The organism is Faecalicatena contorta, assembly GCF_021531995.1.
GTDB classification, from domain to species: Bacteria; Bacillota; Clostridia; order Lachnospirales; family Lachnospiraceae; genus Dorea_A; species Dorea_A contorta_A.
Map to the genome: position 1 here is coordinate 1 of NZ_JAFBIZ010000040.1, position 23,243 is coordinate 23,243.

Genomic DNA, 23,243 nt, shown 5'->3' on the forward strand with positions numbered 1-23,243 from the left:
GTTCCTGAATTCCGGCATTGCCATGGGTGAGTATAATATATATAAGATAAAGATTTTTCTTATATATCGGGCAGATAGATTCATACATGTTATCTAGAATCCGTATCAAAATATGCAATCGTAATAAACTGTCCCTCCTGAATGTCATCAGACGTCAGTCCATTAATCTTTTTCAATTCATCAATATATTCGGTAACAGAATCATAATTCTCATTCATATATTCTTCAGCAATATTCCATAATGTATCTCCGGAAACAATCTGAATGCTTTTATAATACTTATGATCCGCACTATTCGTGTAATCTGTACCATCATGAGCATCTACGAGACTTGTTCCATAAAATACACTGATTCCCAAAACCAGGATCAAAGCTGTAAAGACAAGCATCATTCTTTTCAAATATACATCTCTTCTTCTTTTACTAGTTACATGTAATCTGTGTGCATTCATGACAAATTCCTCCTCATATGATACTTATATCCCCTCTTGCGAACGATAGTTCGGAACATCTGTTCGTTTCTTTACTTGTATTATATATTCAGAACATGTGTTTGTCAATATAGGAACTGCAAAAAATCGAACATATTTTCTAAACATTTGTTTGCGTTTTCAACTTTCCTATGATAAAATATTTATATTAAGAATTTCGTATCATATTTGATATACAAGGAGGATTCCATGGCTCAGGGTAAAATCAGTGCAAAACAACAGGAAATATTAGAATATATTAAGTCTCAGATTCTGGAAAGAGGGTTTCCGCCTTCTGTGCGCGATATCTGTGAAGCAGTTCATTTAAAATCCACTTCTTCCGTACACTCTCATCTGGAGACACTGGAAAAGAACGGATATATCCACAGAGACCCGACTAAGCCACGTGCAATAGAGATTTTAGATGATACATTTAATTTTAATCGCCGTGAGATGGTTAACGTTCCGATCGTTGGCCGTGTTGCCGCCGGAGAACCACTTCTTGCTGAGCAGAATATTGAAAATTACTTCCCTATTCCAATGGATTACATGCCGAACAATCAGACTTTTATGCTGAAAGTCAGAGGCGACAGTATGATCAATATCGGAATCTACGATGGAGATTTTGTACTGGTGGAACAGACTCCGACTGCACGTAACGGTGAAGTTGTTGTTGCACTTGTTGAAGACGGTGCAACCGTAAAACGATTCTTCAAAGAAGAAGGAATTTATCGACTTCAGCCTGAGAATGATGCTTTAGATCCGATCATTGTTTCGGAGGTGCAGATTATGGGAAAGGTTATTGGCGTTTTCCGTTTTCTTCGTTAATGATGTTTATTGATAAACCATATATTAAAATTGCCGCAGAATACAGCTGCACGATTCAAAAAGCAACAGCGTTCTGCGGCAATTCTTATTTTATTTACATATTTTTTACAATTCACTGAGATTATCAATTCTTTTTCCATCGTTCCAGATGCGTTCCAAATTATAGAATTCTCTGCTTTCCCGGTCAAATACATGAACGATCACATCACCATAATCCATAAGCACCCATGATCCTCCACGTTGTCCCTCGCACTGCTTCTGCTGGAATCCTGCCTGATGCATTTTTTCACTTACATTATCTACCAGTGCGCTTACCTGGCTGTCACTGCTACCATCTGCTATAACAAAATAGTCTGCGAGAACGGATATGTTTGAAATATCAATAATACAGACATCTCTTCCTTTTTTATCTTCCAGTGCCGTAAAGGCGACACTTACCATTTCCTTTGTCTGATCCATACTAATCCTCCCTGCCTAATTCTTTCTTATAATATTCATACGTCATTTGCGTCATCGGATCCACAGATATATTACGGGTATTCAGGTATACCAGAGAATCTTTCAGTATCCTGTACAGACATGCATCGATATCTGTGAAAGCCAGCCTGCGAACATCCGCCATATTGGGCAGTTCCTTTCTTCCCGGTTCCATATAATCCGCAATATATACAATTTTTTCTAGGAGAGACATTCCGGGCCTTCCGGTTGTATGACTTCGAATCGCATCCAGAATCTCCCGCTCTTTGATATGGTATTTTTCTTCTGCTATGAATGCTCCGAGCTTTGCATGCAATAGACTTGGGTTTTTTCGTTCCACCTCGGATACGCCAAGATGGTGCTTTTCACACAACTGGATCTTTTTATCTCCCGGGATGCATTTGGCACAGTCATGAAGAAGACCTGCAAGAAGTGCCCGTTTCTGGTCTGCCTCATAGCGCATTGCCATAGCCGCCGATGTATACATGACACCAAGAGTATGCTGGAATCGTTCCTTATCCAATTCTTTTTCAAGTTTCATTTGTATCTTTGTAATCTTTTCATCCATATCTTTTCCTCATTATATACTCTGCGAGAAACTTGCGGAGCAAAATTATATCAATGCTTCTGATATAAATGATGCGACAATATATAAGTTTCTACTTCTTCCGGAACATAATCAGAGATACTTCTTCCTTTTTTGACTTCTTCTCTGAGTTTGTGAGATGCAACTTTCACAGGCGATGTAGAAAACAGTTCAATTTTTGCATCATACTTTTCTGTCAGATAGCGGATCTGTTTATTCATTTTCTCCATCGTGTTGATGTCATCACGATAGGTTGCCAGAACAGTACAAGTACGGAAAAACTTTTCCGGATATTTCCACAATTCAATGGTGAACAAAGAATCTGCTCCCAGAATAAAGTAAAATTCATCTTTGGGATATTCTTTCGTCATATATTCCATTGTAAGGTAGGAATAAGAGATTTTCGTACATTCTGTTTCATATAATTCCAGTTTGAATTGCGGAAATGGCCGAATTGCAAGTTCCGTCATGCGAATTCTATCCTCTACTTCAGATTCCATAGAGGACGAATTCTTGTGTGGAGGATTTCCATTTGGCATAAACCATACCTGATCCAGATTCGCAGCTTCATATGCTGCCTGTCCAAGCATCAGATGTCCGTTGTGTATCGGATCAAAAGTTCCACCCATAATTCCAATCTTCATATCACTGCTCCATCACTGAATTACTGTTTCCGTTCTGTCATTTCTACCATTACGGAAGCTGGATCCTCTTGTTTTTATCTTTTCCTTCTTTATACAGAACAATCTTTTTACCGATTACCTGAACCACCTGAGAACGTGTACGCTCTGCAATCACTTCAGCAAGTGCACGGGGATCATCCGCACAATTCTTGAGGACACTGATCTTGATCAGCTCTCTTGCATCCAGAGCTTCCTGGATTGCCTTGGTGACTTCCGGAGTCATACTGTTTTTTCCGATCTGGAATATTGGTTCCATCGTCATTGCAAGACTTTTCAAATATGCTCTTTGTTTCGTTGTCATCATCTTATTCTCCTATTATTGCCTATTTATAATAATCAAACTGCAGTCCATACATGCGAACAGTGTCACCTTCCTGAATTCCGGCTTCTTCCAGCTGTTCCAGAATCCCGGATTCTTTTAAGAATTTCTGGAAGAATGCAAAGCCTTTTTCTGAATCAAGATTCGTATAGCCCAGCATTTTCTCTATCTTCGGGCCCTCAACTACATACATATCGTCTTCTTTTTCGACCGTATACGGGAGATCATCCAATAAGAGCTCTTCTTCCGGAAAATACTCCTGTGCAAATACGATCGGCGCCTGATCCAGTCCCTTCAGCTGTTCAGATACGTAATATAAAAGATCCTGGATTCCTTCTCCGGTCACTCCGGATATCGGAAATACACGGATTCCCTTTGGTTCAAATTCCTTTTTCAGACGTTTCAGAGGATCATCACCCTCCGCATAGATAACATCAATCTTGTTTGCGGCGATTACCTGCGGACGTTTTGCAATCTCCGGGTTATAAGCTTCCAACTCAGCATTGATTTTATAGATATCGTCAACAGGGTCTCTGCCTTCCGTTCCGGCAGCATCAACAACATGAATCATCAACTTGGTACGTTCTATGTGACGCAGGAATTCATGACCAAGACCCACTCCCTGAGAAGCTCCTTCTATTAGTCCGGGAATATCAGCAATTACGAATCCCTTTCCATCCTTCAGGTCAACAACCCCGAGATTTGGATTCAGTGTTGTAAAATGATAATTCGCAATCTTTGGCTGTGCATTAGTAACCCTGGACAAAAAAGTAGATTTTCCTACATTCGGAAATCCTACAAGACCTACATCTGCAATCACCTTAAGCTCAAGATCTACATACAATTCTCTGGAAGGCTGTCCGGGCTGTGCATACTTTGGCACCTGCATGGTCGCAGTAGCAAAATGCTGATTCCCAAGTCCGCCTTTGCCGCCTTTTAAAACAATCTGTCTGCGATTATCTCCGGACATGTCAGCAATTACTTTTCCGGATTCTGATTCTTTAATTACAGTTCCTTCCGGAACTTTCAATATAATATCATCTGCATCTGCACCGTGGCATCTGCGCTTACCGCCCGGTTGTCCGTCTTTTGCCGTGTATTTTCTTTTGTGGCGATAATCCTGAAGCGTATTCAGTCCTTCATCCACTTCAAATATCACATCTCCGCCGCGGCCTCCGTCTCCGCCGTCCGGTCCGCCATTCGGTACATATAATTCGCGACGAAAACTGACATGACCGTCGCCTCCTTTACCGGATCTGATATATATCCTTGCTCTGTCTGCAAACATACGTCTTTCCTTTCTGTTCGATCATATTTTCTGTTACATAAAAAAGAGCGCTGCATCATAACTGTAAAAGGAGTTAACTGCAACGCTCTTTTCAACTCATAATTAAGCTACTGGATAGATAGAAACCTGTTTCTTATCTCTTCCTTTTCTTTCAAATCTTACCACACCATCAACGAGTGCAAATAAAGTATCATCTCCACCGCGTCCTACGTTGATACCTGGATGGATCTTTGTTCCACGCTGTCTGTAAAGGATATTACCAGCTTTTACGAACTGTCCGTCAGCTCTCTTGGCACCAAGTCTCTTAGACTCAGAATCTCTACCGTTCTTTGTAGAACCTACACCTTTTTTATGAGCGAAAAACTGAAGGTTTAATTTCATCATGGTTGTTACACCTCCTCGAATGTTAAATCAATATATTCTGCATAGTTCTCATCATCAACCATCTGCTCCAGTCCCAGAACCATTGTTTTCAAAAGAAGCTGTGTAGCGTCAGACACTTTACCTCTGACGTAACAGGAAATCATTCCATCTTTCTCATCAGAACTGAGTGAAATCTCGTCATCCGTAAACTGATCAATCGCATTGATCGTATTAATAACAAGAATCGATGCTGCTGCACAGACAATATCGTGTCCTGCATCATCGTATCCCGCATGTCCTTTTGTCTGAAAACCTGTATATTCGTTCTGAGTATTTTGATAAATGGTTACATGAATCATGGATGTTCTCCAATATTAAGCGTTGATTTTTTCAATCTTTACTGCAGTATACTGCTGTCTGTGACCATTTTTCTTATGGTATCCAGTTTTTCTCTTATACTTGTAAACGATAACTTTTCTTGCTTTACCGTTCTCAACTACAGAAGCTTCAACTGTTGCACCTTCAACAGTAGGATTACCAATCTTTAATCCATTGTCACTTACTGCAAGCACCTGGTCAAATGTATAAGTCTCTCCGGCTTCTACACCAAGCTTCTCTACTTTAATGATATCGCCTTCTGCTACTTTGTACTGTTTACCACCTGTTGCTATAATTGCGTACATATGGCACCTCCTATTATCATTACTCGCCAACTACGGTGTCTGACCTGTAACAGGGCAGAACTTAAACCTCATTGTGCGGCACACTATTGCATGATAACATATGATTTCATAAAAATCAAGTATTCTATCTCAATTATTTTCAATATTTTTTTCAGAATTTACCTGTAGAAGAATCAGTGCTGCTACCACGCATACAATACCCGCCAAATTCAGAAAACCCAGACGTTCATGAAAGAAAAACACTCCAAACAGACTGGCTGCCACAACCTCAAAGGATGCGATGATCGATGCTCTGCTGCTTTCCATATAGCGAAGGCCCAGAGAGTACAGCACATATGGCATGGCAAGAGTGATCACGCTTCCAACTATAACAATCGGCATATTTTTGATATGTTCTGTTATGATACAAAACATATCTCCGGGATCACTGATCAGAAACGTACCTGAAGCCGCAAAGATAAAAGTATATACCGTCACAGTCATTGATTCATATCTTCCAACCAGAAATTTTCCGATAATACTGTAAAGCGCATATGCCAAACCGGTACATAATCCCAGAAAAAATGTAAGAGCAGGCTTTTCTCCCAGATTTGCTCCCGACAGCCCAACCACCAGAATACACCCCGTAAAGGCAAGAAGAAGTGCGGCTACTTTCTGCAGTGTCAACGTCTCCCCAAAAAGGACCACTGATAGAATCAATACAAAAAACGGCGCAGTATATAATAAGACTACAGCAACCGACAAGGATGCCATCTGTACCGTAGCAGCATATGCCAGATTGTTAACAAACAGGCTTCCGAATCCAGTTCCCAGGAACCATTTCAGATCCTTTTTTTCGATATGAAACTTTTGTCTGTCTGTAATCAACAGATACATGACAAGAACCAGCGCCGCAGAACAGATTCGAACCGCTGCGGTCTGACGGGTACTGAATCCAAAGGATGCCACATATCTTGTCACAATTCCCATGGATCCCCACAGAACAGAAGCCGATAATACAAACAAAGGAGCAGCTTTCTTCATTATGATTCTCCTGACAGATTTAATAGCTTACATGCATTCTTATAAAATATTTTATCTTTTTCTTCGTCCGTAAGTGGCATCTCTGAAAGAATCTTAACAAATTCTTTCTGTCCCGCCCATGGAGAATCCGTTGCGAACAGGATTCTTTCAGCACCATGGGAACGAACCATTCGCAGGAATTGTTCCTGTGGCATTCTGTCAAGTACAACAGCCGTATCCAGATATACATCTTCCCCTACCAGATAATTCTCTACGTCATCCCACAGCTCGTTACCGCCCATATGTGCCAGGACTAATTTGGAAGGCTTTACTTCATCGAGTAATTCCCGCGCCATCTGGGGTGTGCAGTGAACATCATCCGGACACTTCGGATCCACACCGGCATGAACAACCACTGCAAGATCCAGTTCAGACGCATAACTGATAATCCTTTTATATTGAATGTCATTAAAATATCTGTCCTGATAATCCGGATGAAGCTTAATTCCTTTCATGCCCATGTCCTGGATCTCCCGAAGCGCTGTTTTATAGTCCGTACAGTCCGGATGAATCCCACCGAATGATATAATCGGAGCCTCCTGGTATTGTGCGGCGAAACAGTTTACAGAAGACATCTGTGAGGCTTTTGTAACCGCCGGAAGCGCCACAGAAATATCAATTCCTGCCTGTTCCATAGAAGTTTTCACACCTTCATATCTACCGTCGGTATAGGGGGTAACCTGGCATACTCCGCTGAGAAAGTTCAGAGTTTTTTCCGCAATCTTGTCAGGAAATATATGTGTGTGGAAATCAATAATCATATTTCTTATTCACTTTCTTTTTCTTTCATTTTATCATAACAATATCCGATGATGTCGCGTCTGGTAATGATCCCAATGAAATGTCCTCTGTCATCTACAACCGGTACATAATTTTGTTCCATTGCACGTCCTATCAAATCTTCCATCTTTGACTCAGCCGTCACACATTGATAATCACCCCGACGTTCAATTTTCATAATACTGATCTCTTCTGCCTCTTTTATATTAAAAAGATCCAGTTTTTTTAACGACCACAGCAGATCCCCTTCTGTAATAGACCCCACATACTTGCCTTCTTTATTCAAAATCGGCACACTGGAATATTTGTGATATTCCATGATTTCCAACGCTTGTCTAAGTGTGTGATAATCGTATATGTAAGCAAGCTCACTTTTGGGTTTCAGGAAAAAAAGTATATTCATAGCAAGACCTCCCCAAGTCTTCGTCTTTCCATTATATGACAGTTTTTACAAAAATGTCATAGATTGCATTAATGGCCGCCTCAAAATCATGGTTGCGAACACCAATAATAATATTCAGCTCACTGGAGCCCTGATCAATCATTTTTACATTTACATTGGCATGTGCCAGCGCAGAAAAGATTCTTCCGGATGTGCCGCGTGTTGCACGCATTCCTCTTCCTACGACTGCAATCAGTGCAAGATCCGATTCCAGTTCCAGAAAATCCGGTTCCACTGCACGATGAATTCCCGCAATCACTTTTTGCTCTTTCTCTTCAAATTCATCCTGATGAACAAATATTGTCATCGTATCTATTCCGGACGGCATATGTTCAATAGAAATGCCATTTTCTTCAAACACTTCCAGTACCCGTTTACAGAATCCTACTTCGGAATTCATCATTGCCTTTTCCACCGTAATGGATGCAAAGTCTTTTTTGCCTGCAACACCGGTAATGACAAATCTTGGTTTTCTGCAAGTATCCTCCACAATCAAAGTCCCCTTATCTTCCGGTGCATTTGTATTACGGATATTAATCGGAATACCTTCCTTTCGTACCGGGAAGATTGCATCTTCATGAAGCACAGTTGCTCCCATATAAGAAAGTTCGCGAAGTTCTCTATAGGTAATTACATCAATTGGCTTTGGATTCTTCACAATTCTTGGATCCGCGATCAAAAATCCGGACACATCCGTCCAGTTTTCATACATGTCTGCATGCACTGCTTTTGCAACAATAGACCCCGTAATGTCAGATCCTCCTCTGGAAAATGTTTTTACCTTTCCATCCGGTCCCGAACCATAGAATCCCGGTATGACTGCGCGTTCCGTGTGCTCCAGTCGAGCGGAAAGAATCTTATCTGTTTTTTCTGAATCCAGATTACCATTTTCATCAAAAAATATGACTTCTGCAGCATCAATAAATTCATAATTAAGATATGCAGCCATAATCATTCCGTTCAGATACTCTCCTCGAGATGCAGCGTAATCTCTTCCGATTTTCCTGCTGAAATTTGTTCGAATGAGCTTATATTCTTCGCTCAGATCAAGTGAAAGCCCAAGACCTTCAATGATACTGTTGTATCGATCTTCAATTTTCATAAACTGTTCAACAAAGCTTGTTTCACAATCTTCAGTATCATCTTCCAGAAGCGCCTGTCCATAGCAGCTATATAACATATCAGTAACTTTTGTATCATCTGGCGTACGCTTTCCGGGTGCGGAAGGAATGACATATCTTCTCGTCTCATCCTTCGCAATAATTCTGCCTACTTTTTTAAACTGCTCGGCACTCGCCAGCGAGCTTCCACCAAATTTTACAACTTTTTTCATCTTCTCTCGTACTCCTTCAAAACACTTTTCTTTTTAATCTTTATTATATTACATCATTTTCCAGAGAACTTCAACGTATTACATCAGCAAATTTAGCATTCGTTGCTTTTTGAAGATCCTGAGGTGATAACGTAATCTGCATTCCGAGTTTTCCACCGCTGACATGCATTTTCGTAAGTTCACATGCATTTTCCTGTATCACCGTAGGGAACTGCTTTTTCATGCCAACCGCAGTACATCCGCCTCTGACATAACCTGTTATCCGGGTCAGATCTTTCAGATGCAGCATTTCCAGGGACTTTTCACCGACTACCCTGGCAGCTTTCTTAAAATCAATCTCTTCTTCGATCGGAATGACAAAGACATAATATCCACCCGTTTTTCCTGTCGTCACAAGAGTTTTGTATACCAGTTCATGCGCATATCCCAGTTTATCGGCCACCTGGATTCCATCTGTAAATTCATCACATTCATACTCTTCATACGTATAAGGAATCTTCTGTCGATCCAGCATACGCATTGCATTTGTCTTTACTTCTTTTTTTCCCATATAATATCAGCTCCTGTTTTATCAGTTCATAACCCACCCAAGATTCTCAAGCGAGATGTATGGCTCTTCTTTCTGAATATCTGTTTCGTTCTTTGCATATACTTCCAACCTGTGATAATGAAGCGGAACCAAAGAAGGATCCAGGCCCACATAAGAAAGAAATGTTTCCATTACCAGATCTGGTTTCAGATTCTGTTCGCTTCCGGTTGCGAGAAACAGATAGATGCTGTCACTTTCTTTTCCGTGCTCTCCCGGCAGAACTTCCATCCGGAAAATCATTGGCTTGATGTTAACTTCTTTTTCACTTCGTTTCGTCTTTTTTAGTACCATAATCTCCGGCTGATCCAGAAATGTCTGTATCCGATCACTCCAGTCCGCAGGCAGAGGTCTGGTGATATCAGAAGTTTTTACGGATTCCAGAAACGTTACCCGATAATCTGCAGCAGCGACAATCGTCATTCCACTTGCTTTTTTCTCTTCCGATATCTCCCGAAAGCTTACAATCTCCATTCCTTCAACCATTACGTCATTCAGCTGTTTCAATGCGTTTTCAGATGTGATTGGCTCTTTCAATTCTATATCCAGATACTCTCCGTCACTCGTCACTCCTACACCAAGCGGCTGCGCAAAAGACATGATCATATGCGGGCTGTAGCCGCCTGTATAGGCAATCGGAATCCCGGCTCTTCTGAGCGCTTTCTGAAAATACCGCATCACATCAAGATGTCCGATAAACTTCATGACTCCATATTTACGAAATTTAATTCTTGCCTTCAATGCAGACCCCTCCTTTCCATTTTGCAACTCCACATCCCGAACACTGCATCCGGCAGTTCGGTGTCACCTCTGCGCGCATTGCACGTTCCCATTCGCGCTGCAAAAACTTTTTTTCTACTCCGATATCAATGAAATCCCATGGGAATATCTCATCCATAGAACGTTCCCGCTGGTTATAAAATGCAATATCAATGCCGGTATTCTCAAATGCCTGCATCCATTTAGCATTGTCGAACTGGTCACTCCAGGAATCGTAAAGACATCCCAGACGATACGCCTCTTTAATCACTTCAGATGTCTTGCGATCCCCTCTGGCAAATACCCCCTCCAATACAGTAACCTCTGCGTCATGCCAATGATATCTCAGACTCTTGCGATTCAGCTGTTCATTAAATGCATGCTTCACAATAGCAGCCCGGGCAATGTATTCTTCATTGGTATACATTTTTGCCCATTGAAAAGGAGTAAAAGGCTTTGGAATAAAGAAAGAACTGCTGGCTGTGATCTGGCACTTGCCATTTCTCTGATCCTTCGGAATCTCATAATACCTTCTGGCAATCTTATCTGCCAGCTCCGGGATCGCGCGCATATCTTCCTCTGTCTCCGTAGGAAGTCCAAGCATAAAATATAATTTTACCTTGTTCCAGCCGCCTTCAAACGCCTGACCTGCTCCTTCCAGAATATCCTCTTCTGTAAGTCCCTTATTTATTACATTACGCATCCGCTGGGAACCGGCCTCCGGAGCAAATGTAAGGCTGCTTTTCCGAATGTCCTGTACCTGTCCCATGACGTCAAGAGAAAATGCGTCAATCCGCAGAGACGGCAGGGAAATATTAATTCCATCCTTTTTGAATTCATCGATCAAAAAAGTTACAAGTTCCTTAAGCTCACTGTAATCGCTTGTGCTTAAGGAACTCAGCGATATCTCTTCATGTCCTGTATTCTTCAACATCTTATAGGCATATTCCTTCAGTACTTCTACATTTCTCTCTCTGGTCGGTCGATAGAGCATTCCCGCCTGACAGAAACGACAGCCGCGGATACAGCCACGCTGCACCTCCAGGACTACCCTGTCCTGCGTCACTTTAATAAACGGCACTACCGGCTTTTCCGGATAGGTTGTATTCGTTACATCCATAACCACCTGTTTTTTAATGGACTCTCTGGCATGTGGATTATTTGGGCTGAATGATTCAATCGTTCCATCCTCCTTATACAAAACATCATAAAATGAAGGAACATAGATCCCCTCTATTTCTGCCGCTTTTTCAAGGTAGTCTTTTCTGGAACCACCATTCTTTTTGTTTTCTTTATAGACATCCAGAAGCTGGTCATAGACCGTCTCTCCCTCTCCGATATAAAAAAGATCAAAAAATTCTGCCAGCGGCTCAGGATTATAAGTACACGGTCCGCCTCCGATCACAATCGGATCCGACTCATCACGCCCGGAAGCCTCCAGCGGAATCCCGCTCAATTCCAGCACCTGCAGAATATTTGTGTAGCACATCTCGTACTGGATCGTAATTCCAAGAAAATCAAATTCTTTGATCGGCTCCTGTGATTCCAGCGCAAACAGTGGAATATTCTCCTCTCTCATAATTTGATCCAGATCTGTCCATGGTGAATATACTCTCTCACACCACACATCTTCCCTCCGATTGAACATATCATAGAGAATCTGAATTCCCAAATGAGACATTCCAATCTCGTACACATCCGGAAAACACATCGCAAAGCGGATATCCACATCTTCTTTTGACTTCATGACAGAATTCACCTCACCGCCGATATAGCGGGCAGGCTTCTCAATTTTCATTAATATATCGTCACTTAAAGCAAGTTTACGCATTTTTTATACTCCTTTATTATTTTATACAACCATCAGAATATATCTTCTTCTCATTCACATTCTAAGTTTCTAACAAGTTGCTGTTCTTGTCAAGAACGTTTCCCATCAGAATTCCAGATAAAACAAGTAAACTTTTTATTTTAAATGGTGTACAATGATATCAGACACAACACTGAAAGAATTTCACAAAAAAACATCAATAAGGAGTGAATACACCTATGAACCCTACCGTCAGTATTATCGTACCCGTATATAATGCAGAAAATACCATTTCCCGTTGTATAGAAAGTATACTGAATCAGGATTATACCGACTTTGAGTTGATTCTCGTAGATGACGGAAGCCACGATTCTTCCGGAGATATCTGCGATCGCTTTGCATCCGAAGATCCCCGGATTCATGTCATCCATAAGCAAAATACCGGTGTCTCAGACTCCCGGAATATTGCGATTGACCAGGCAAAGGGTACCTATCTTCAGTTTCTCGACAGCGACGACTGGATTACGCCCAATGCCACAGGACTTCTGGTGCAATCTGCACAGCAGTATCACTGTGACATGGTAATCTCTGATTTTTATCGTGTAGTTGGAGATCGTGTATCGCATAAGGGAGATATCGAAGACGATTGCGTATTGACCCGTGAAGAATTTGCGGAACATATGATTGAAAACCCTGCTGACTTCTACTATGGTGTACTCTGGAACAAGTTGTTTAAACGTAGTATCATTACGGAACACTATCTTCGCATGGACACCAGCATCAGCTGGTGTGAGGACTTTATGTTTAATCTTGAATATATCCGGCACGCAAATGTATTTTATGCGCTGCAGGTTCCAATCTATTATTATGTCAAAACAAAAGGCTCTCTTGCCAGCCAGGGAATGAGCATCTCAAAAACCATCAAGATGAAGCTGATGGTCTTTGAGTATTATAATAATTTTTATAAACATGTATTGAACGACGAAGACTATGAGAAAAACAAATTGCAGGTATATCGTTTTCTCATTGATGCTGCAGGTGACGGAGCAGTTCCGCCCGCAATTCTTCCCGGATCCAGGAAGCTTGGAGAAGAGCGCAATCAGATCTCGTCTGAAGCGATATCCAGCGAAGGTTTCCTGATGGATGAATACCGGAACCGTAAACTCCTGGATTATTATCTGGAACCAATTGCAATTAAAAATGATATGACATTAAATGAGGTCCGGCTGCTCCTCTATCTGAACCAGCCTCATCACTGTACGACGCGCCGTGAGCTGGCCGACTTTACCAACATGAGCCAGCATACACTGTCCATGCTACTTCAGAAGCTGTCTGCAAAAGGATTGCTGAAAGTAGAAACGATCCGCAGCAAAAAACAGATCAACCTTCTGTTTCTGCCGGCTGCTACTCCAATTCTCCAAGAGATTGCCGATGCCCAGAGCAATTATGATCGCGCTCGTTACGAATCTTTTACCGAGGAGGAACTCGTTCAATACGCATGCTATACAGAAAAAATCAAGCAGAATATTCAGAAAATCCTGTAAATGTATCTCTAATCCTTATTGAATATTTCCTTGTCCAGAACTTTGTTCTGATGAGCGACAATCGTTGTACATACTGCATCACCGGTGATATTGACTGCTGTTCTGGTCATGTCAAGAATACGGTCAATTCCCATGATCAGACCTATCGCTTCTACCGGAAGACCTACAGAATTAAACACCATCGTCAGCGTTACAAGACCAACACTCGGAACACCTGCCGTTCCGATTGACGCCAGTGTTGCAGTACCGATTACCGTCAGATAATCTACCATATCCAGCTGGATACCGAAGGCCTGTGCAGCAAACACAACCGCAACTCCCTGCATGATTGCTGTACCATCCATATTAATTGTGGCACCAAGCGGAATCGTAAAAGAAGAGATCTTTTTGGAGACTCCGACTTTCTTTGACAGTGTATCTATAGACATCGGAATCGTCGCGTTGGATGTCGCTGTGGAGAAGGCGAATGCCATTACAGGGAAGAACTTTTTAATGAATTTGAAAGGATTCAGTCCGGTAAATCCCTTAAGTAATGCCATATATACAACGAAACACTGAATTGCAAGTGCGATCAGCACACCGATCATATACTTTGCCAGCGGAACAAAGGCACTAAATCCGATATTGGCAAATGTTCTTCCAATCAGACAGAACACACCGACCGGCGCAAGACTCATGACCATCATCGTCATTTCCATCATAATATCATTAAACTGACTGAAGAAATTGGAGACAGTCTCCACACGATCTCCAAGTTTTGCAAGAATGATCCCGACAATCAGTGCAAATACAATGATCTGGAGCATACTTCCGCTTGCCAGAGAATTGATCGGATTATCCGGAATAATATTCAGAATCGTATCTGACAAAGAAGTAGCCTCCATAGTCTGAATCTCTGCAGCATTAGACTTAATCGCACTCATATCAAGCCCGATTCCCGGATTGATCAGATTACCGATTGACAATGCAACTGTAATCGCAAGTGCTGTTGTAAACAGATAAAAAATCAGTGTTCTTACACCGACAGTCCCCAGCTTTCTTGTGTCTCCGATCGACATACTTCCACAGACCAGAGAGCAGAATACCAGCGGCACTACCAGCATCTTCATTAGACGGATGAACCCCTGACCGATTACATACATGATTCCTTCTACAATAATATCATTTTTTACATGACCATCCGGAACAAGATAACATAATACGATTCCAAATGCTGCTCCTGCAAGCAGAGCAATAAAGATCTTTGTTGTAAGGCCCAATTTTTTCTTATTCTTTTTTAACGTTTTTTCCATACACTGCTACGCCTCCACTTTCTCACTCATATATTCTTTCAGAGACGCTTTCCAGTCCGGCATCTCATATACATCAATAATCCGTAAAATAAAATTATCCAATACTGCGTAGGCAGGCCTTACAGAAGAAAGCTCTGATTCACTGGTAGGAACCGCCTTCAGTTCTATATTTTCACCTGCAAGTTTAAGGATCTCCTGTGCAAATTCATAACGGTTGCAGACTCCCTTGCAGGTTGCATGATATGTACCGTACTCATTCGTTCCAACCAGATACAGAATGATCTTTGCCAGATCCTTTGCACTTGTCGGAGAACCAAACTGGTCAGATGCAACCGCAAGCGTTTTCTGACTTTTTGCAGCTTCCAGGACGCGTTTCACAAAATTATTGCCATTTCCATATACCCAGTTACTTCTGACAATAAAATGCTTATGTGTAAATTCTTTTACATAGTTTTCTCCGGCTCTTTTCGAACGGCCATATACGGTCTTCGGATTGGTATCATCGAATTCACTGTAAGGCGTCCTGCTCAGCCCGTCAAATACATCATCTGTGGACAGCTGAACCATCTTCGCGCCAATCTTTCGCGCAACAATACTTAAGTTTCTGGCTCCAAGAGCATTCACACGATAGGCAAGTTCCGGTTCCTTTTCACACAGTTCAGTATCTGTGATCGCAGCACAGTTAATAATCACATCCGGGCGGTTAATTTCCCCAAAGTTCAGAACCTCATCTGTTTCTGTAATATCAAGCTCGTCCTTATCCGTATTAAATACTTCGATCTCAAGTGGATCAAGTACAGCATTAATTGCACTTCCAATCTGCCCACCCGAACCAACAATCCATACTTTTAACATACCGTTAAACCTCCTTGTTATAAAGAAAAAGTGTTGATTATAATCCAATCAACACTTTTCATCTCTTTTACACATTATACTGATAAATCAATTTTCTGTCAAGTTAAAGCTGTCTCCACACCTCTGCCACATCTACATCAACAGCAATTTCTTCAGCGATTCTGTCACTACTGACATTTATTACCTGTTTTCCCATATAGTCCATGGATACATAGCATACAAAAAGCAGGATACAGAGTAACAGCCGGAATCCAAAACTTCCGGAACCGGGATTCTTCTCAGCCTCCGAATACAGTTGATGATATATCGCACCATATCTTGGATGGATCGCAGGAATCTCATAATCACTGTATATCCTCCGGGTCTGTTCCAGAAGTTTCTGCCTTCTTTTTTCTGAACTGTTCACGCACATCACCTCTGGAAACATAATATGCTTTGTATTGCCGGAATATACGTAATCCTACCGGTCTGCAAGCTCTTTCACAATATCTTCCCATGTAATGCCCTTTTCTACCATCAGAACCATTGCATGATACAGAAAATCAGCCAACTCATATTTTACTTCTTCCGGATTCGGATTCTTGGCCGCAATAACCACTTCTGTTGCCTCTTCTCCGACTTTTTTCAGGATTTTATCAATTCCTTTATTGAACAGGTAGTTTGTGTACGAACCCTCTTTTGGGTTTTCCTTCCTGTCTTTTATCGTGTTATATACCGATTCAAATACCTGAAGCGGATTCGTCTCATCGTAATCCGTTCCGACCAGTGGCTGGAAAAAGCAGGTTGGATTGCCCGTATGGCATGCTGCTCCTATCTGATCTACTTTTGCAAGCAATGTATCCAGATCACAGTCAATCGTCAGTGACTTCACATACTGGTAATGTCCGCTGGTCTCACCCTTGACCCAGAGTTTCTGTCTGTTTCGGCTGAAATATGTCATCTTTCCTGTTTTAACCGTGCAGTTAAAAGATTCTTCATTCATATATGCCAGCATTAAAACTTCCTGTGTTCTATAGTGCTGTACAATAACCGGAATCAGCCCCTGATCATTGGTCTTAAATTGTGAGAATTCCATCATACTTTCAAACGAAGTCATCTGAATATCTTCTGCCGTACATTTTTCTTTAAAATCTGCCAGATCAATATTCTGACGGCTTATATATTTTCCAGAAAGTCCCTTGACTCCGGGACATTTCAGAATCTTAAACAACTCCGGCTCCTCTTCTGTATCTGTTACGATGACACAAGGAACATCCGTTACATTCATAATAGAATTAAGATCCAGTCTGTGCATAAATACGATTTCACTGCAATATGCCTGAATCAGATGCTGATGTTTAAAGAGCGCATCAAAGTCATTCAGTGATACTGCAAGTTTTTCTTTGCCAAACCGTTTTGCCGCTTCTTCAATGAGCTTTACATTTTCCGGCCTGGAAAAATTCAGCATCGCACGCTTGGCACCGGCATACAGAACTTTTTTGATGTCCTCCTGCCGTTTTATATTTCCTCCGACGATCATCGGTATACGAATTACACGATTGACTCTTTTGATCAGATTAATGTTCCTGTCATGCTCATCATCAGATTCAGACAGATCAAATACAATCAGTTCATCTGCTCCGTGATCGCTGTAGTATTTAGCAAGCCCAACGACATCCTCAGACAATGTACCTCTGTCACTGAACCACTTTACTGCTTTTCCATCCGAAATGAAAATGCAGGGAATTAATTTTTTATAACTCATATATCTTCTGCTCCTTTAAAGGCTTCCCTTTGTCGTCCATGCTTCTTTGATTCTCGGCTCTTCCATCGTTGCCATATCAAGTGCCTTTCCAAAGCTCTTAAACAAAGCCTCCGCTTTGTGATGATCATTGATTCCATCCATGATCTTAAGATGAATATCCATCATTGCACTGTAGGATACCGCATAGAAGAATTCTCTGATCATCTGTGTATCCATATCCCCGATACAATCTGCCGTAAACCCGGCCTCAAGACCAAGATAGGGTCTTCCCGAAAGGTCCAGCGCACATAATGCAAGCGTCTCATCCATTGGGAGGATAAAATGTCCGAAACGTTTGATTCCGGCTTTGTCACCAACCGCTTCCTTTATTGCCTGTCCCAACACAATCCCGGTATCTTCAATCGTATGATGGCAGTCTACATGAAGATCCCCGTTCACCTGAACTTCAAGATCAAACAGACCATGTCTTGCAAATCCATCCAGCATATGATCAAAAAAGCCGATCCCTGTATGTATCTGTGTCTTTCCTGTTCCGTCGAGATTCAGTGTAAGCCTGATATCTGTTTCCTTGGTTTTTCTGGCACAGCTTGCTGTTCTGTTCATGGTACCGCCTCCTTATTCGTTTTCAAACCGAACTTTGATTGAGTTCGCGTGTGCAGTCAGTTGCTCTGCTTCTGCAAATGCTTCTATATCTCTATGTATGAGGCCAAGTGCATCTTTTGAATATGCAATAATACTTGACTTCTTAATAAAATCGTCCACAGACAGCGGTGAAAAGAACTTTGCGGTTCCATTCGTCGGTAGTACATGATTCGGTCCGGCAAAATAATCCCCCAGTGGTTCACTGGAATATTCACCGATAAAGATGGCACCGGCATTACGAATTTTTGTCATCACATCATATGGATTTTTTGTCTGGATTTCCAGATGTTCAGACGCAATCTCATTTGCAATATCAATCGCATCTTCCATTGTATCTGCCACAAGAATATATCCGTAGTTATCCAGAGACTTTCGGATGATCTCACCGCGTGAAAGTTCCTTTAAGAATCCATCCACCTGATCTGATACCTTCTGTGCAAGCTCATCACTCGTTGTAACCAGAATCGCAGATGCAAGTTCGTCATGCTCTGCCTGTGACAACAGATCTGCTGCAACATATCTCGGATTTGCAGTCTCATCTGCAATAACCAGAATCTCACTCGGTCCGGCAATCGCATCAATACTAACATATCCATATACCGCTTTTTTTGCCAGCGCAACATAGATATTTCCGGGTCCGACGATCTTATCCACTTTTGGAACACTTTCTGTTCCATAAGCAAGTGCTCCGATTGCCTGTGCGCCTCCGACTTTATAGATTGCAGTTGCACCTGCTTCATGTGCTGCCACCAGAGTATTCGGTGTTACTTTTCCGTCTTTTCCCGGAGGTGTTGTCATAATGATTTCTTCAACACCTGCCACCTTTGCAGGTACAATGTTCATCAGCACAGAAGAAGGATAAACAGCCTTTCCTCCCGGAACATATACGCCGACTCTGTGAAGCGGTGTCACCTTCTGACCCAGGATCGTTCCGTCCGGCTGACTGTCAAACCAGCTGAACTGACGCTGTTTTTCATGATAGGATCTGATATTCTTTAATGCTTTTCTGATGATCTCAACAAGCGCAGGATCAGCCAGCCGATAAGCCTCTTCAATCTCCTCATCTGTTACACGGATGTTGTCCGCACAGATATCTGCTTTATCAAACTTCCATGTATAGTCAAAAATCGCCTGATCTTTTTCCTTTTTTACCCGATCAAGAATTTCAGCTACTCCCTGTTCATATTCGCCATAATTATTCGGGCTTCGTTTTAAGAGATCCTCCAGAATATTCTGCTTTGTACGATTATCCAGTCGCAATATCCTCATCTTAACGTTTCATCCTTTCTGATTGTATTTCATCCGGCTGTTCAGATACACATCACTGTACCTGTGCACGAAGTTTCATGAGCAGTTCTTTGATCCTGTCATTCTCCATTCGCATACTGACAGGATTGACGATCATGCGTGCCGACAGAGGACATACCTCTTCCAACACTTCCAGACCGTTCTCCCTCAATGTAGATCCCGTCTCAACAATATCAACGATCACTTCAGACAGTCCTACGATTGGTGCAAGTTCAATCGAACCATTCAGTTTGATGATCTCGACCGTCTGGTGCTTTGTATTATAAAAATGATCCTTTGCAATATTCGGATACTTGGTAGCAACACGAATCAGTTCATGATTCTGAAGAAGCGGCGCTGCATCCTTATAGCCACAGACACACATCTTACATTTTCCATATCCGAGATCCAGCACTTCGTGAACTTTTCTTCCTTCTTCCAGAATAGTATCCTTTCCCACAACACCAATATCAGCCGCACCATACTCTACATAAGTCGGCACATCCGGCCCCTTTGCAAGAAAGAAACGAAGTTTCAGTTCTTCATTTGTAAAAATCAACTTACGTGATCCTTTTTCTTTCATTTCTTCACAGGTGATTCCTATTTTTTCAAACAACTCAAGTGTCTGATTGGCAAGACGCCCTTTTCCCAGAGCAAATGTCAGGTATCTCATATCTGTCTAACTCCTATCTGTACTATTTACGATCTTGTGCTCTCCGGTCAGCAGATTGACCATGGTAATCTCTCCGGATTTCTTAATATAGATCAGACTTCCGGCATAGTACTCTTTTCCATATTCTACATACTCCTCCAGCAGTCTGTCCTTTGCTTTCTTAATCAGTTCTGTATTCTTTGCTTTTCTTCGAAAGTCTTTTGCAAGTGCAATCGCATCCCGTGCCTTTTCTTCATCATAAAGAATCAATGTATTTTTTCTTGTATACACGATGCGTATTTTCTGTCGGGTCAGCGCATTCATAAGCTCATCGATTACGATCGCAAATCCTATGGACGGAGATTTTTTACCGAACTTTTCAATCAGATGGTCATAGCGACCGCCCTTTACCACAGCATCTCCCGTTCCAAACGTGTAGCCTCTGAAAATGATACCAGTATAGTATCCATAGGTTCCGGTCATACTCAGATCAAATGTCACAAACTTCTCCACACCGTATAATTTTAAAGTATCATAGATCTTTTCCAGCCGTTTGATCGCCATAACTCCCTTGGAATTCGGAGCAAGATTCCTTGCCTTTGCAAGGATCTCCATGCCTCCGACCATCTCGTTCAATGCCGCAAAGGCTTCCTTTGAGCTTCTTTTGACCTGAATACTGTCCAGAAATTCCTCTACCCCAAAATAATTGCGGTTGTTGATCAGCTCACGTACTCTTTCCTCTGCGTCTTCATCAAGATTCGCATCTTCAATCAGGCTCTGAAAAAAATCCACATTTCCAAGGTTCAGCTGGAACTCCTTAAGTCCGATCGTAAGCATGGATTCGATGACCAGTGCCAGCATCTCCGCATCTGCTTCCACGGAATCATCGCCGATCAGCTCTGCACCCATCTGGGTGGATTCTTTCAGACGCCCCTGATAACTGGAATAATTAATAAATGTATTGCCCGTATAGCAGAGCCGGATCGGGAGATTCTCATCCTGAAACAAAGTCGCTGCCGCCCTGGCGATCGATGGTGTGATATCCGGTCTTAATACCAGTGTATTTCCTTCCTTATCAAAAAACTTATACAGCTCTTTAGACGGAATTGTCCCAATCTCTTTCCGGAATACATCAAAATATTCAAATGTAGGTGTCTGAATATCGTGATAACCGTACAGATGAAATACCTTTTTCAGTCTTCCTTCCAATGCGAGCTTTTTTCCACATTCTACATTATATATATCCCTGACTCCTTCCGGAGTGTGTAATAAATTCTTCATAAGTCCTCCATTTTCTGTGAAGCAATTTCGCTTTATCGTGCTAACACGCTAAAAACCTTCTTTGCATTATAATCACTTTCCTACTCTTTGTCAAGTTCCTCTCTCAGTTCCAGATCCAGATTCACCGCATCCAGATACGGAACATAACATCCTCTCATTAATTTCATGAAAAAGCGGGGATCCAGTTCATCAAAACGGACACTTTTTCTCCCTCCATTATGGGCCCGGTTCCAGAATTCCTTAAGCTCTGCAAAACGCATATAGTACAGGATATCTTTCGAGGAATAATAGATCAGTACAAATGCAATCCCCTGCTGTTTTTCAAAAGCTTCCATAAAAGCCACCTGATGTTCATGAATGTTCTGGAGCGGAAATGTCTGTGCAACGCATTCTTTCGCGTCAAAACAGATCGGAATTCCCTGAACGGCGCCAATATAATCAATGGTACTTCTCTGATCAAAATATGCCAATGTGATCTGCCGGTGTTCTTTATCCATCTTTACCGGAGTAATTGGAGTCGGAATCTTCTGCATCAGCGCAAGTCCCCGTTCCAGGTACCACTCATTGGTACGGTTGACCATCTCTTCTAGTGTAGAACCTCTAAGGCCTCTTGAATTCCATGTTCCCATGATGTCTCCTTTATCAGTTGCCGGAACAGCTCCGGTACCGGCGCCGTAAATATCTGATTCGAAAGCCCTCTTAACGCCCCATCAACAGCCGGAAGCTGGAGCTGATATGCATGCAGCATCTGTGACTCAATCCGATAACACCTTTTATACTCGTCATTCCAGCATTTTTCTCCATATTTATAATCACCGAGAAGCGGATGTCCCGTACTCGCCAAATGAGCACGTATCTGATGGGTTCGTCCTGTGATCAGATGTACTTTCAGAAGTGTTAACTTCTCATTCCATGCGACCGGAATATATTCCGTCTCAATCGGCAGAAAATCATCTGTTTGATACTTTTTTCCACCTTTACCTTCATGCAGATCTCTTCCCGGAATGATCTGCACCTTATTAGTACGCACATCTTTTTTTAAAAAACCACAGATATGCTCCGGTCTTGTAATACAGCCTTTTACAAAACAAAGATAGTATTTCTTTAAGGTTCTCTTTTTAAACAGTTCTGCCATCGTCTGGAGTCCTGCCAGACTTTTTCCGGCTACAATAAGTCCGCTGGTATTACGATCGAGTCGATTACATACTGCCGGATGAAAAGTACGCAGATCATCTTTTGTGATTTTTCCACTTTGTATCAGATAATCTGTTACATATTCCACAAGAGAGACATCTTCTTTTCTGGCTTTCTGCGATAAGACACCCGCCTTTTTGTTTATCAGAAGCACATGCTCATCTTCATATATAATATCCAGTTTTTCTGACTTTGTATGACATGTCAGATCCTCTCTCGCCGAAAATTTTTCAATGGTTTCATCGGATAAAAAGAGCTTTACAGAATCTCCCTGTGTTAATTG

The 23,243-nt window shown here is 41.8% G+C and carries 28 protein-coding genes; 2 read left to right on the forward strand and 26 right to left on the reverse strand.

Annotation, left to right across the window (positions count from 1 at the left end):
- Positions 1-89 precede the first annotated feature (89 nt).
- The gene (locus JQM82_RS07165; protein ID WP_235249394.1) at positions 90-452 is read right to left on the reverse strand and encodes a LysM peptidoglycan-binding domain-containing protein; all 363 of its coding nucleotides are present in this window, start codon (positions 450-452) and stop codon (positions 90-92) included.
- A 228-nt stretch (positions 453-680) separates the two neighbouring features.
- Here JQM82_RS07165 and lexA point away from each other — a divergent pair, with 228 nt between their 5' ends.
- Positions 681-1,298, forward strand: a complete 618-nt coding sequence (gene lexA / locus JQM82_RS07170) for a transcriptional repressor LexA (RefSeq protein ID WP_235249395.1) — start codon at positions 681-683, stop codon at positions 1,296-1,298.
- A 105-nt stretch (positions 1,299-1,403) separates the two neighbouring features.
- On the opposite strand, the gene rsfS is transcribed toward lexA, so the two are convergent.
- From rsfS to JQM82_RS07245, 15 genes are all read right to left on the reverse strand, one after another.
- Positions 1,404-1,757 (reverse strand): ribosome silencing factor, encoded by a 354-nt coding sequence (gene rsfS / locus JQM82_RS07175; protein ID WP_235249396.1) that lies wholly within the window; start codon positions 1,755-1,757, stop codon positions 1,404-1,406.
- A 1-nt stretch (position 1,758) separates the two neighbouring features.
- Positions 1,759-2,343, reverse strand: coding sequence for a bis(5'-nucleosyl)-tetraphosphatase (symmetrical) YqeK (gene yqeK, locus JQM82_RS07180; protein WP_235249397.1), 585 nt, complete (start codon positions 2,341-2,343; stop codon positions 1,759-1,761).
- 50 nt (positions 2,344-2,393) lie between these two features.
- A complete protein-coding gene (gene nadD / locus JQM82_RS07185; protein ID WP_235249398.1) occupies positions 2,394-3,005 on the reverse strand; it encodes a nicotinate-nucleotide adenylyltransferase in 612 nt (203 codons plus the stop codon).
- Positions 3,006-3,054: 49 nt separating this feature from the next.
- Complete coding sequence (gene yhbY, locus JQM82_RS07190; RefSeq protein WP_235249422.1) at positions 3,055-3,345, reverse strand: ribosome assembly RNA-binding protein YhbY; 291 nt, start codon at positions 3,343-3,345, stop codon at positions 3,055-3,057.
- Between the two features lie 22 nt (positions 3,346-3,367).
- A complete protein-coding gene (gene obgE / locus JQM82_RS07195; protein ID WP_235249399.1) occupies positions 3,368-4,651 on the reverse strand; it encodes a GTPase ObgE in 1,284 nt (427 codons plus the stop codon).
- A gap of 102 nt (positions 4,652-4,753) precedes the next feature.
- Positions 4,754-5,035: a 50S ribosomal protein L27 gene (rpmA, locus tag JQM82_RS07200; protein WP_016225477.1), complete on the reverse strand. Its 282-nt coding sequence runs from the start codon at positions 5,033-5,035 to the stop codon at positions 4,754-4,756.
- A 5-nt stretch (positions 5,036-5,040) separates the two neighbouring features.
- The gene (locus tag JQM82_RS07205) at positions 5,041-5,373 is read right to left on the reverse strand and encodes a ribosomal-processing cysteine protease Prp (RefSeq protein WP_235249400.1); all 333 of its coding nucleotides are present in this window, start codon (positions 5,371-5,373) and stop codon (positions 5,041-5,043) included.
- Positions 5,374-5,388: 15 nt separating this feature from the next.
- Positions 5,389-5,697 carry a 50S ribosomal protein L21 gene (rplU, locus tag JQM82_RS07210; RefSeq protein ID WP_235249401.1) on the reverse strand — a complete coding sequence of 103 codons (309 nt, stop codon included), beginning with the start codon at positions 5,695-5,697 and terminating at the stop codon, positions 5,389-5,391.
- 129 nt (positions 5,698-5,826) lie between these two features.
- The gene (locus JQM82_RS07215; RefSeq protein ID WP_235249402.1) at positions 5,827-6,720 is read right to left on the reverse strand and encodes a DMT family transporter; all 894 of its coding nucleotides are present in this window, start codon (positions 6,718-6,720) and stop codon (positions 5,827-5,829) included.
- Entirely contained in the window at positions 6,720-7,520 is an 801-nt protein-coding gene (locus tag JQM82_RS07220; protein WP_235249403.1) for an amidohydrolase family protein, read from the reverse strand. The genes JQM82_RS07215 and JQM82_RS07220 overlap by 1 nt, the downstream gene beginning before the upstream one ends.
- Positions 7,521-7,525: 5 nt before the next feature.
- Complete coding sequence (locus tag JQM82_RS07225; RefSeq protein ID WP_235249404.1) at positions 7,526-7,942, reverse strand: CBS domain-containing protein; 417 nt, start codon at positions 7,940-7,942, stop codon at positions 7,526-7,528.
- A gap of 31 nt (positions 7,943-7,973) precedes the next feature.
- Positions 7,974-9,314 (reverse strand): aspartate kinase, encoded by a 1,341-nt coding sequence (locus JQM82_RS07230; RefSeq protein WP_235249405.1) that lies wholly within the window; start codon positions 9,312-9,314, stop codon positions 7,974-7,976.
- A gap of 70 nt (positions 9,315-9,384) precedes the next feature.
- Positions 9,385-9,864, reverse strand: coding sequence for a Cys-tRNA(Pro) deacylase (gene ybaK / locus JQM82_RS07235; protein WP_235249406.1), 480 nt, complete (start codon positions 9,862-9,864; stop codon positions 9,385-9,387).
- A gap of 21 nt (positions 9,865-9,885) precedes the next feature.
- Positions 9,886-10,641: a TIGR03936 family radical SAM-associated protein gene (locus JQM82_RS07240; protein ID WP_235249408.1), complete on the reverse strand. Its 756-nt coding sequence runs from the start codon at positions 10,639-10,641 to the stop codon at positions 9,886-9,888.
- A complete protein-coding gene (locus JQM82_RS07245) occupies positions 10,625-12,490 on the reverse strand; it encodes a TIGR03960 family B12-binding radical SAM protein (RefSeq protein ID WP_235249409.1) in 1,866 nt (621 codons plus the stop codon). Before JQM82_RS07245 ends, JQM82_RS07240 begins: the two co-directional genes overlap by 17 nt.
- Before the next feature lie 218 nt (positions 12,491-12,708).
- Here JQM82_RS07245 and JQM82_RS07250 point away from each other — a divergent pair, with 218 nt between their 5' ends.
- Positions 12,709-14,013, forward strand: coding sequence for a glycosyltransferase (locus JQM82_RS07250; RefSeq protein ID WP_235249410.1), 1,305 nt, complete (start codon positions 12,709-12,711; stop codon positions 14,011-14,013).
- An 8-nt stretch (positions 14,014-14,021) separates the two neighbouring features.
- On the opposite strand, the gene JQM82_RS07255 is transcribed toward JQM82_RS07250, so the two are convergent.
- The 10 genes from JQM82_RS07255 to JQM82_RS07300 form a co-directional block, all read right to left on the reverse strand.
- Positions 14,022-15,305: a dicarboxylate/amino acid:cation symporter gene (locus JQM82_RS07255; protein WP_235249411.1), complete on the reverse strand. Its 1,284-nt coding sequence runs from the start codon at positions 15,303-15,305 to the stop codon at positions 14,022-14,024.
- A 6-nt stretch (positions 15,306-15,311) separates the two neighbouring features.
- Entirely contained in the window at positions 15,312-16,160 is an 849-nt protein-coding gene (gene rfbD / locus JQM82_RS07260) for a dTDP-4-dehydrorhamnose reductase (protein WP_235249412.1), read from the reverse strand.
- A 103-nt stretch (positions 16,161-16,263) separates the two neighbouring features.
- Positions 16,264-16,566, reverse strand: a complete 303-nt coding sequence (locus JQM82_RS07265) for a hypothetical protein (RefSeq protein ID WP_235249413.1) — start codon at positions 16,564-16,566, stop codon at positions 16,264-16,266.
- Between the two features lie 54 nt (positions 16,567-16,620).
- A complete protein-coding gene (gene hisIE / locus JQM82_RS07270; protein ID WP_235249414.1) occupies positions 16,621-17,904 on the reverse strand; it encodes a bifunctional phosphoribosyl-AMP cyclohydrolase/phosphoribosyl-ATP diphosphatase HisIE in 1,284 nt (427 codons plus the stop codon).
- 15 nt (positions 17,905-17,919) lie between these two features.
- Positions 17,920-18,507, reverse strand: a complete 588-nt coding sequence (gene hisB, locus JQM82_RS07275; RefSeq protein ID WP_235249416.1) for an imidazoleglycerol-phosphate dehydratase HisB — start codon at positions 18,505-18,507, stop codon at positions 17,920-17,922.
- A 12-nt stretch (positions 18,508-18,519) separates the two neighbouring features.
- Positions 18,520-19,815 carry a histidinol dehydrogenase gene (gene hisD / locus JQM82_RS07280; RefSeq protein WP_235249417.1) on the reverse strand — a complete coding sequence of 432 codons (1,296 nt, stop codon included), beginning with the start codon at positions 19,813-19,815 and terminating at the stop codon, positions 18,520-18,522.
- Positions 19,816-19,867: 52 nt separating this feature from the next.
- Positions 19,868-20,506, reverse strand: coding sequence for an ATP phosphoribosyltransferase (gene hisG, locus JQM82_RS07285; RefSeq protein WP_235249418.1), 639 nt, complete (start codon positions 20,504-20,506; stop codon positions 19,868-19,870).
- Between the two features lie 6 nt (positions 20,507-20,512).
- Positions 20,513-21,766, reverse strand: coding sequence for an ATP phosphoribosyltransferase regulatory subunit (gene hisZ / locus JQM82_RS07290; protein WP_235249419.1), 1,254 nt, complete (start codon positions 21,764-21,766; stop codon positions 20,513-20,515).
- Between the two features lie 80 nt (positions 21,767-21,846).
- On the reverse strand, positions 21,847-22,395 hold the full coding sequence (locus JQM82_RS07295) for a Holliday junction resolvase RecU (RefSeq protein WP_235249420.1): 549 nt from the start codon (positions 22,393-22,395) through the stop codon (positions 21,847-21,849).
- The coding region (locus tag JQM82_RS07300; RefSeq protein WP_235249421.1) for an RluA family pseudouridine synthase at positions 22,353-23,243 on the reverse strand (891 nt) is incomplete at its 5' end. The genes JQM82_RS07295 and JQM82_RS07300, both read right to left, overlap by 43 nt.

What these genes read in the sequence shown, in the direction of transcription:
- JQM82_RS07165 (WP_235249394.1), bottom strand. Translation starts at nt 452, where the DNA reads ATGAATGCACACAGATTACATGTAACTAGTAAAAGAAGAAGAGATGTA.
- lexA (WP_235249395.1), top strand. Translation starts at nt 681, where the DNA reads ATGGCTCAGGGTAAAATCAGTGCAAAACAACAGGAAATATTAGAATAT.
- rsfS (WP_235249396.1), bottom strand. Translation starts at nt 1,757, where the DNA reads ATGGATCAGACAAAGGAAATGGTAAGTGTCGCCTTTACGGCACTGGAA.
- yqeK (WP_235249397.1), bottom strand. Translation starts at nt 2,343, where the DNA reads ATGGATGAAAAGATTACAAAGATACAAATGAAACTTGAAAAAGAATTG.
- nadD (WP_235249398.1), bottom strand. Translation starts at nt 3,005, where the DNA reads ATGAAGATTGGAATTATGGGTGGAACTTTTGATCCGATACACAACGGA.
- yhbY (WP_235249422.1), bottom strand. Translation starts at nt 3,345, where the DNA reads ATGACAACGAAACAAAGAGCATATTTGAAAAGTCTTGCAATGACGATG.
- obgE (WP_235249399.1), bottom strand. Translation starts at nt 4,651, where the DNA reads ATGTTTGCAGACAGAGCAAGGATATATATCAGATCCGGTAAAGGAGGC.
- rpmA (WP_016225477.1), bottom strand. Translation starts at nt 5,035, where the DNA reads ATGATGAAATTAAACCTTCAGTTTTTCGCTCATAAAAAAGGTGTAGGT.
- JQM82_RS07205 (WP_235249400.1), bottom strand. Translation starts at nt 5,373, where the DNA reads ATGATTCATGTAACCATTTATCAAAATACTCAGAACGAATATACAGGT.
- rplU (WP_235249401.1), bottom strand. Translation starts at nt 5,697, where the DNA reads ATGTACGCAATTATAGCAACAGGTGGTAAACAGTACAAAGTAGCAGAA.
- JQM82_RS07215 (WP_235249402.1), bottom strand. Translation starts at nt 6,720, where the DNA reads ATGAAGAAAGCTGCTCCTTTGTTTGTATTATCGGCTTCTGTTCTGTGG.
- JQM82_RS07220 (WP_235249403.1), bottom strand. Translation starts at nt 7,520, where the DNA reads ATGATTATTGATTTCCACACACATATATTTCCTGACAAGATTGCGGAA.
- JQM82_RS07225 (WP_235249404.1), bottom strand. Translation starts at nt 7,942, where the DNA reads ATGAATATACTTTTTTTCCTGAAACCCAAAAGTGAGCTTGCTTACATA.
- JQM82_RS07230 (WP_235249405.1), bottom strand. Translation starts at nt 9,314, where the DNA reads ATGAAAAAAGTTGTAAAATTTGGTGGAAGCTCGCTGGCGAGTGCCGAG.
- ybaK (WP_235249406.1), bottom strand. Translation starts at nt 9,864, where the DNA reads ATGGGAAAAAAAGAAGTAAAGACAAATGCAATGCGTATGCTGGATCGA.
- JQM82_RS07245 (WP_235249409.1), bottom strand. Translation starts at nt 12,490, where the DNA reads ATGCGTAAACTTGCTTTAAGTGACGATATATTAATGAAAATTGAGAAG.
- JQM82_RS07250 (WP_235249410.1), top strand. Translation starts at nt 12,709, where the DNA reads ATGAACCCTACCGTCAGTATTATCGTACCCGTATATAATGCAGAAAAT.
- JQM82_RS07255 (WP_235249411.1), bottom strand. Translation starts at nt 15,305, where the DNA reads ATGGAAAAAACGTTAAAAAAGAATAAGAAAAAATTGGGCCTTACAACA.
- rfbD (WP_235249412.1), bottom strand. Translation starts at nt 16,160, where the DNA reads ATGTTAAAAGTATGGATTGTTGGTTCGGGTGGGCAGATTGGAAGTGCA.
- hisIE (WP_235249414.1), bottom strand. Translation starts at nt 17,904, where the DNA reads ATGAGTTATAAAAAATTAATTCCCTGCATTTTCATTTCGGATGGAAAA.
- hisB (WP_235249416.1), bottom strand. Translation starts at nt 18,507, where the DNA reads ATGAACAGAACAGCAAGCTGTGCCAGAAAAACCAAGGAAACAGATATC.
- hisD (WP_235249417.1), bottom strand. Translation starts at nt 19,815, where the DNA reads ATGAGGATATTGCGACTGGATAATCGTACAAAGCAGAATATTCTGGAG.
- hisG (WP_235249418.1), bottom strand. Translation starts at nt 20,506, where the DNA reads ATGAGATACCTGACATTTGCTCTGGGAAAAGGGCGTCTTGCCAATCAG.
- hisZ (WP_235249419.1), bottom strand. Translation starts at nt 21,766, where the DNA reads ATGAAGAATTTATTACACACTCCGGAAGGAGTCAGGGATATATATAAT.
- JQM82_RS07295 (WP_235249420.1), bottom strand. Translation starts at nt 22,395, where the DNA reads ATGGGAACATGGAATTCAAGAGGCCTTAGAGGTTCTACACTAGAAGAG.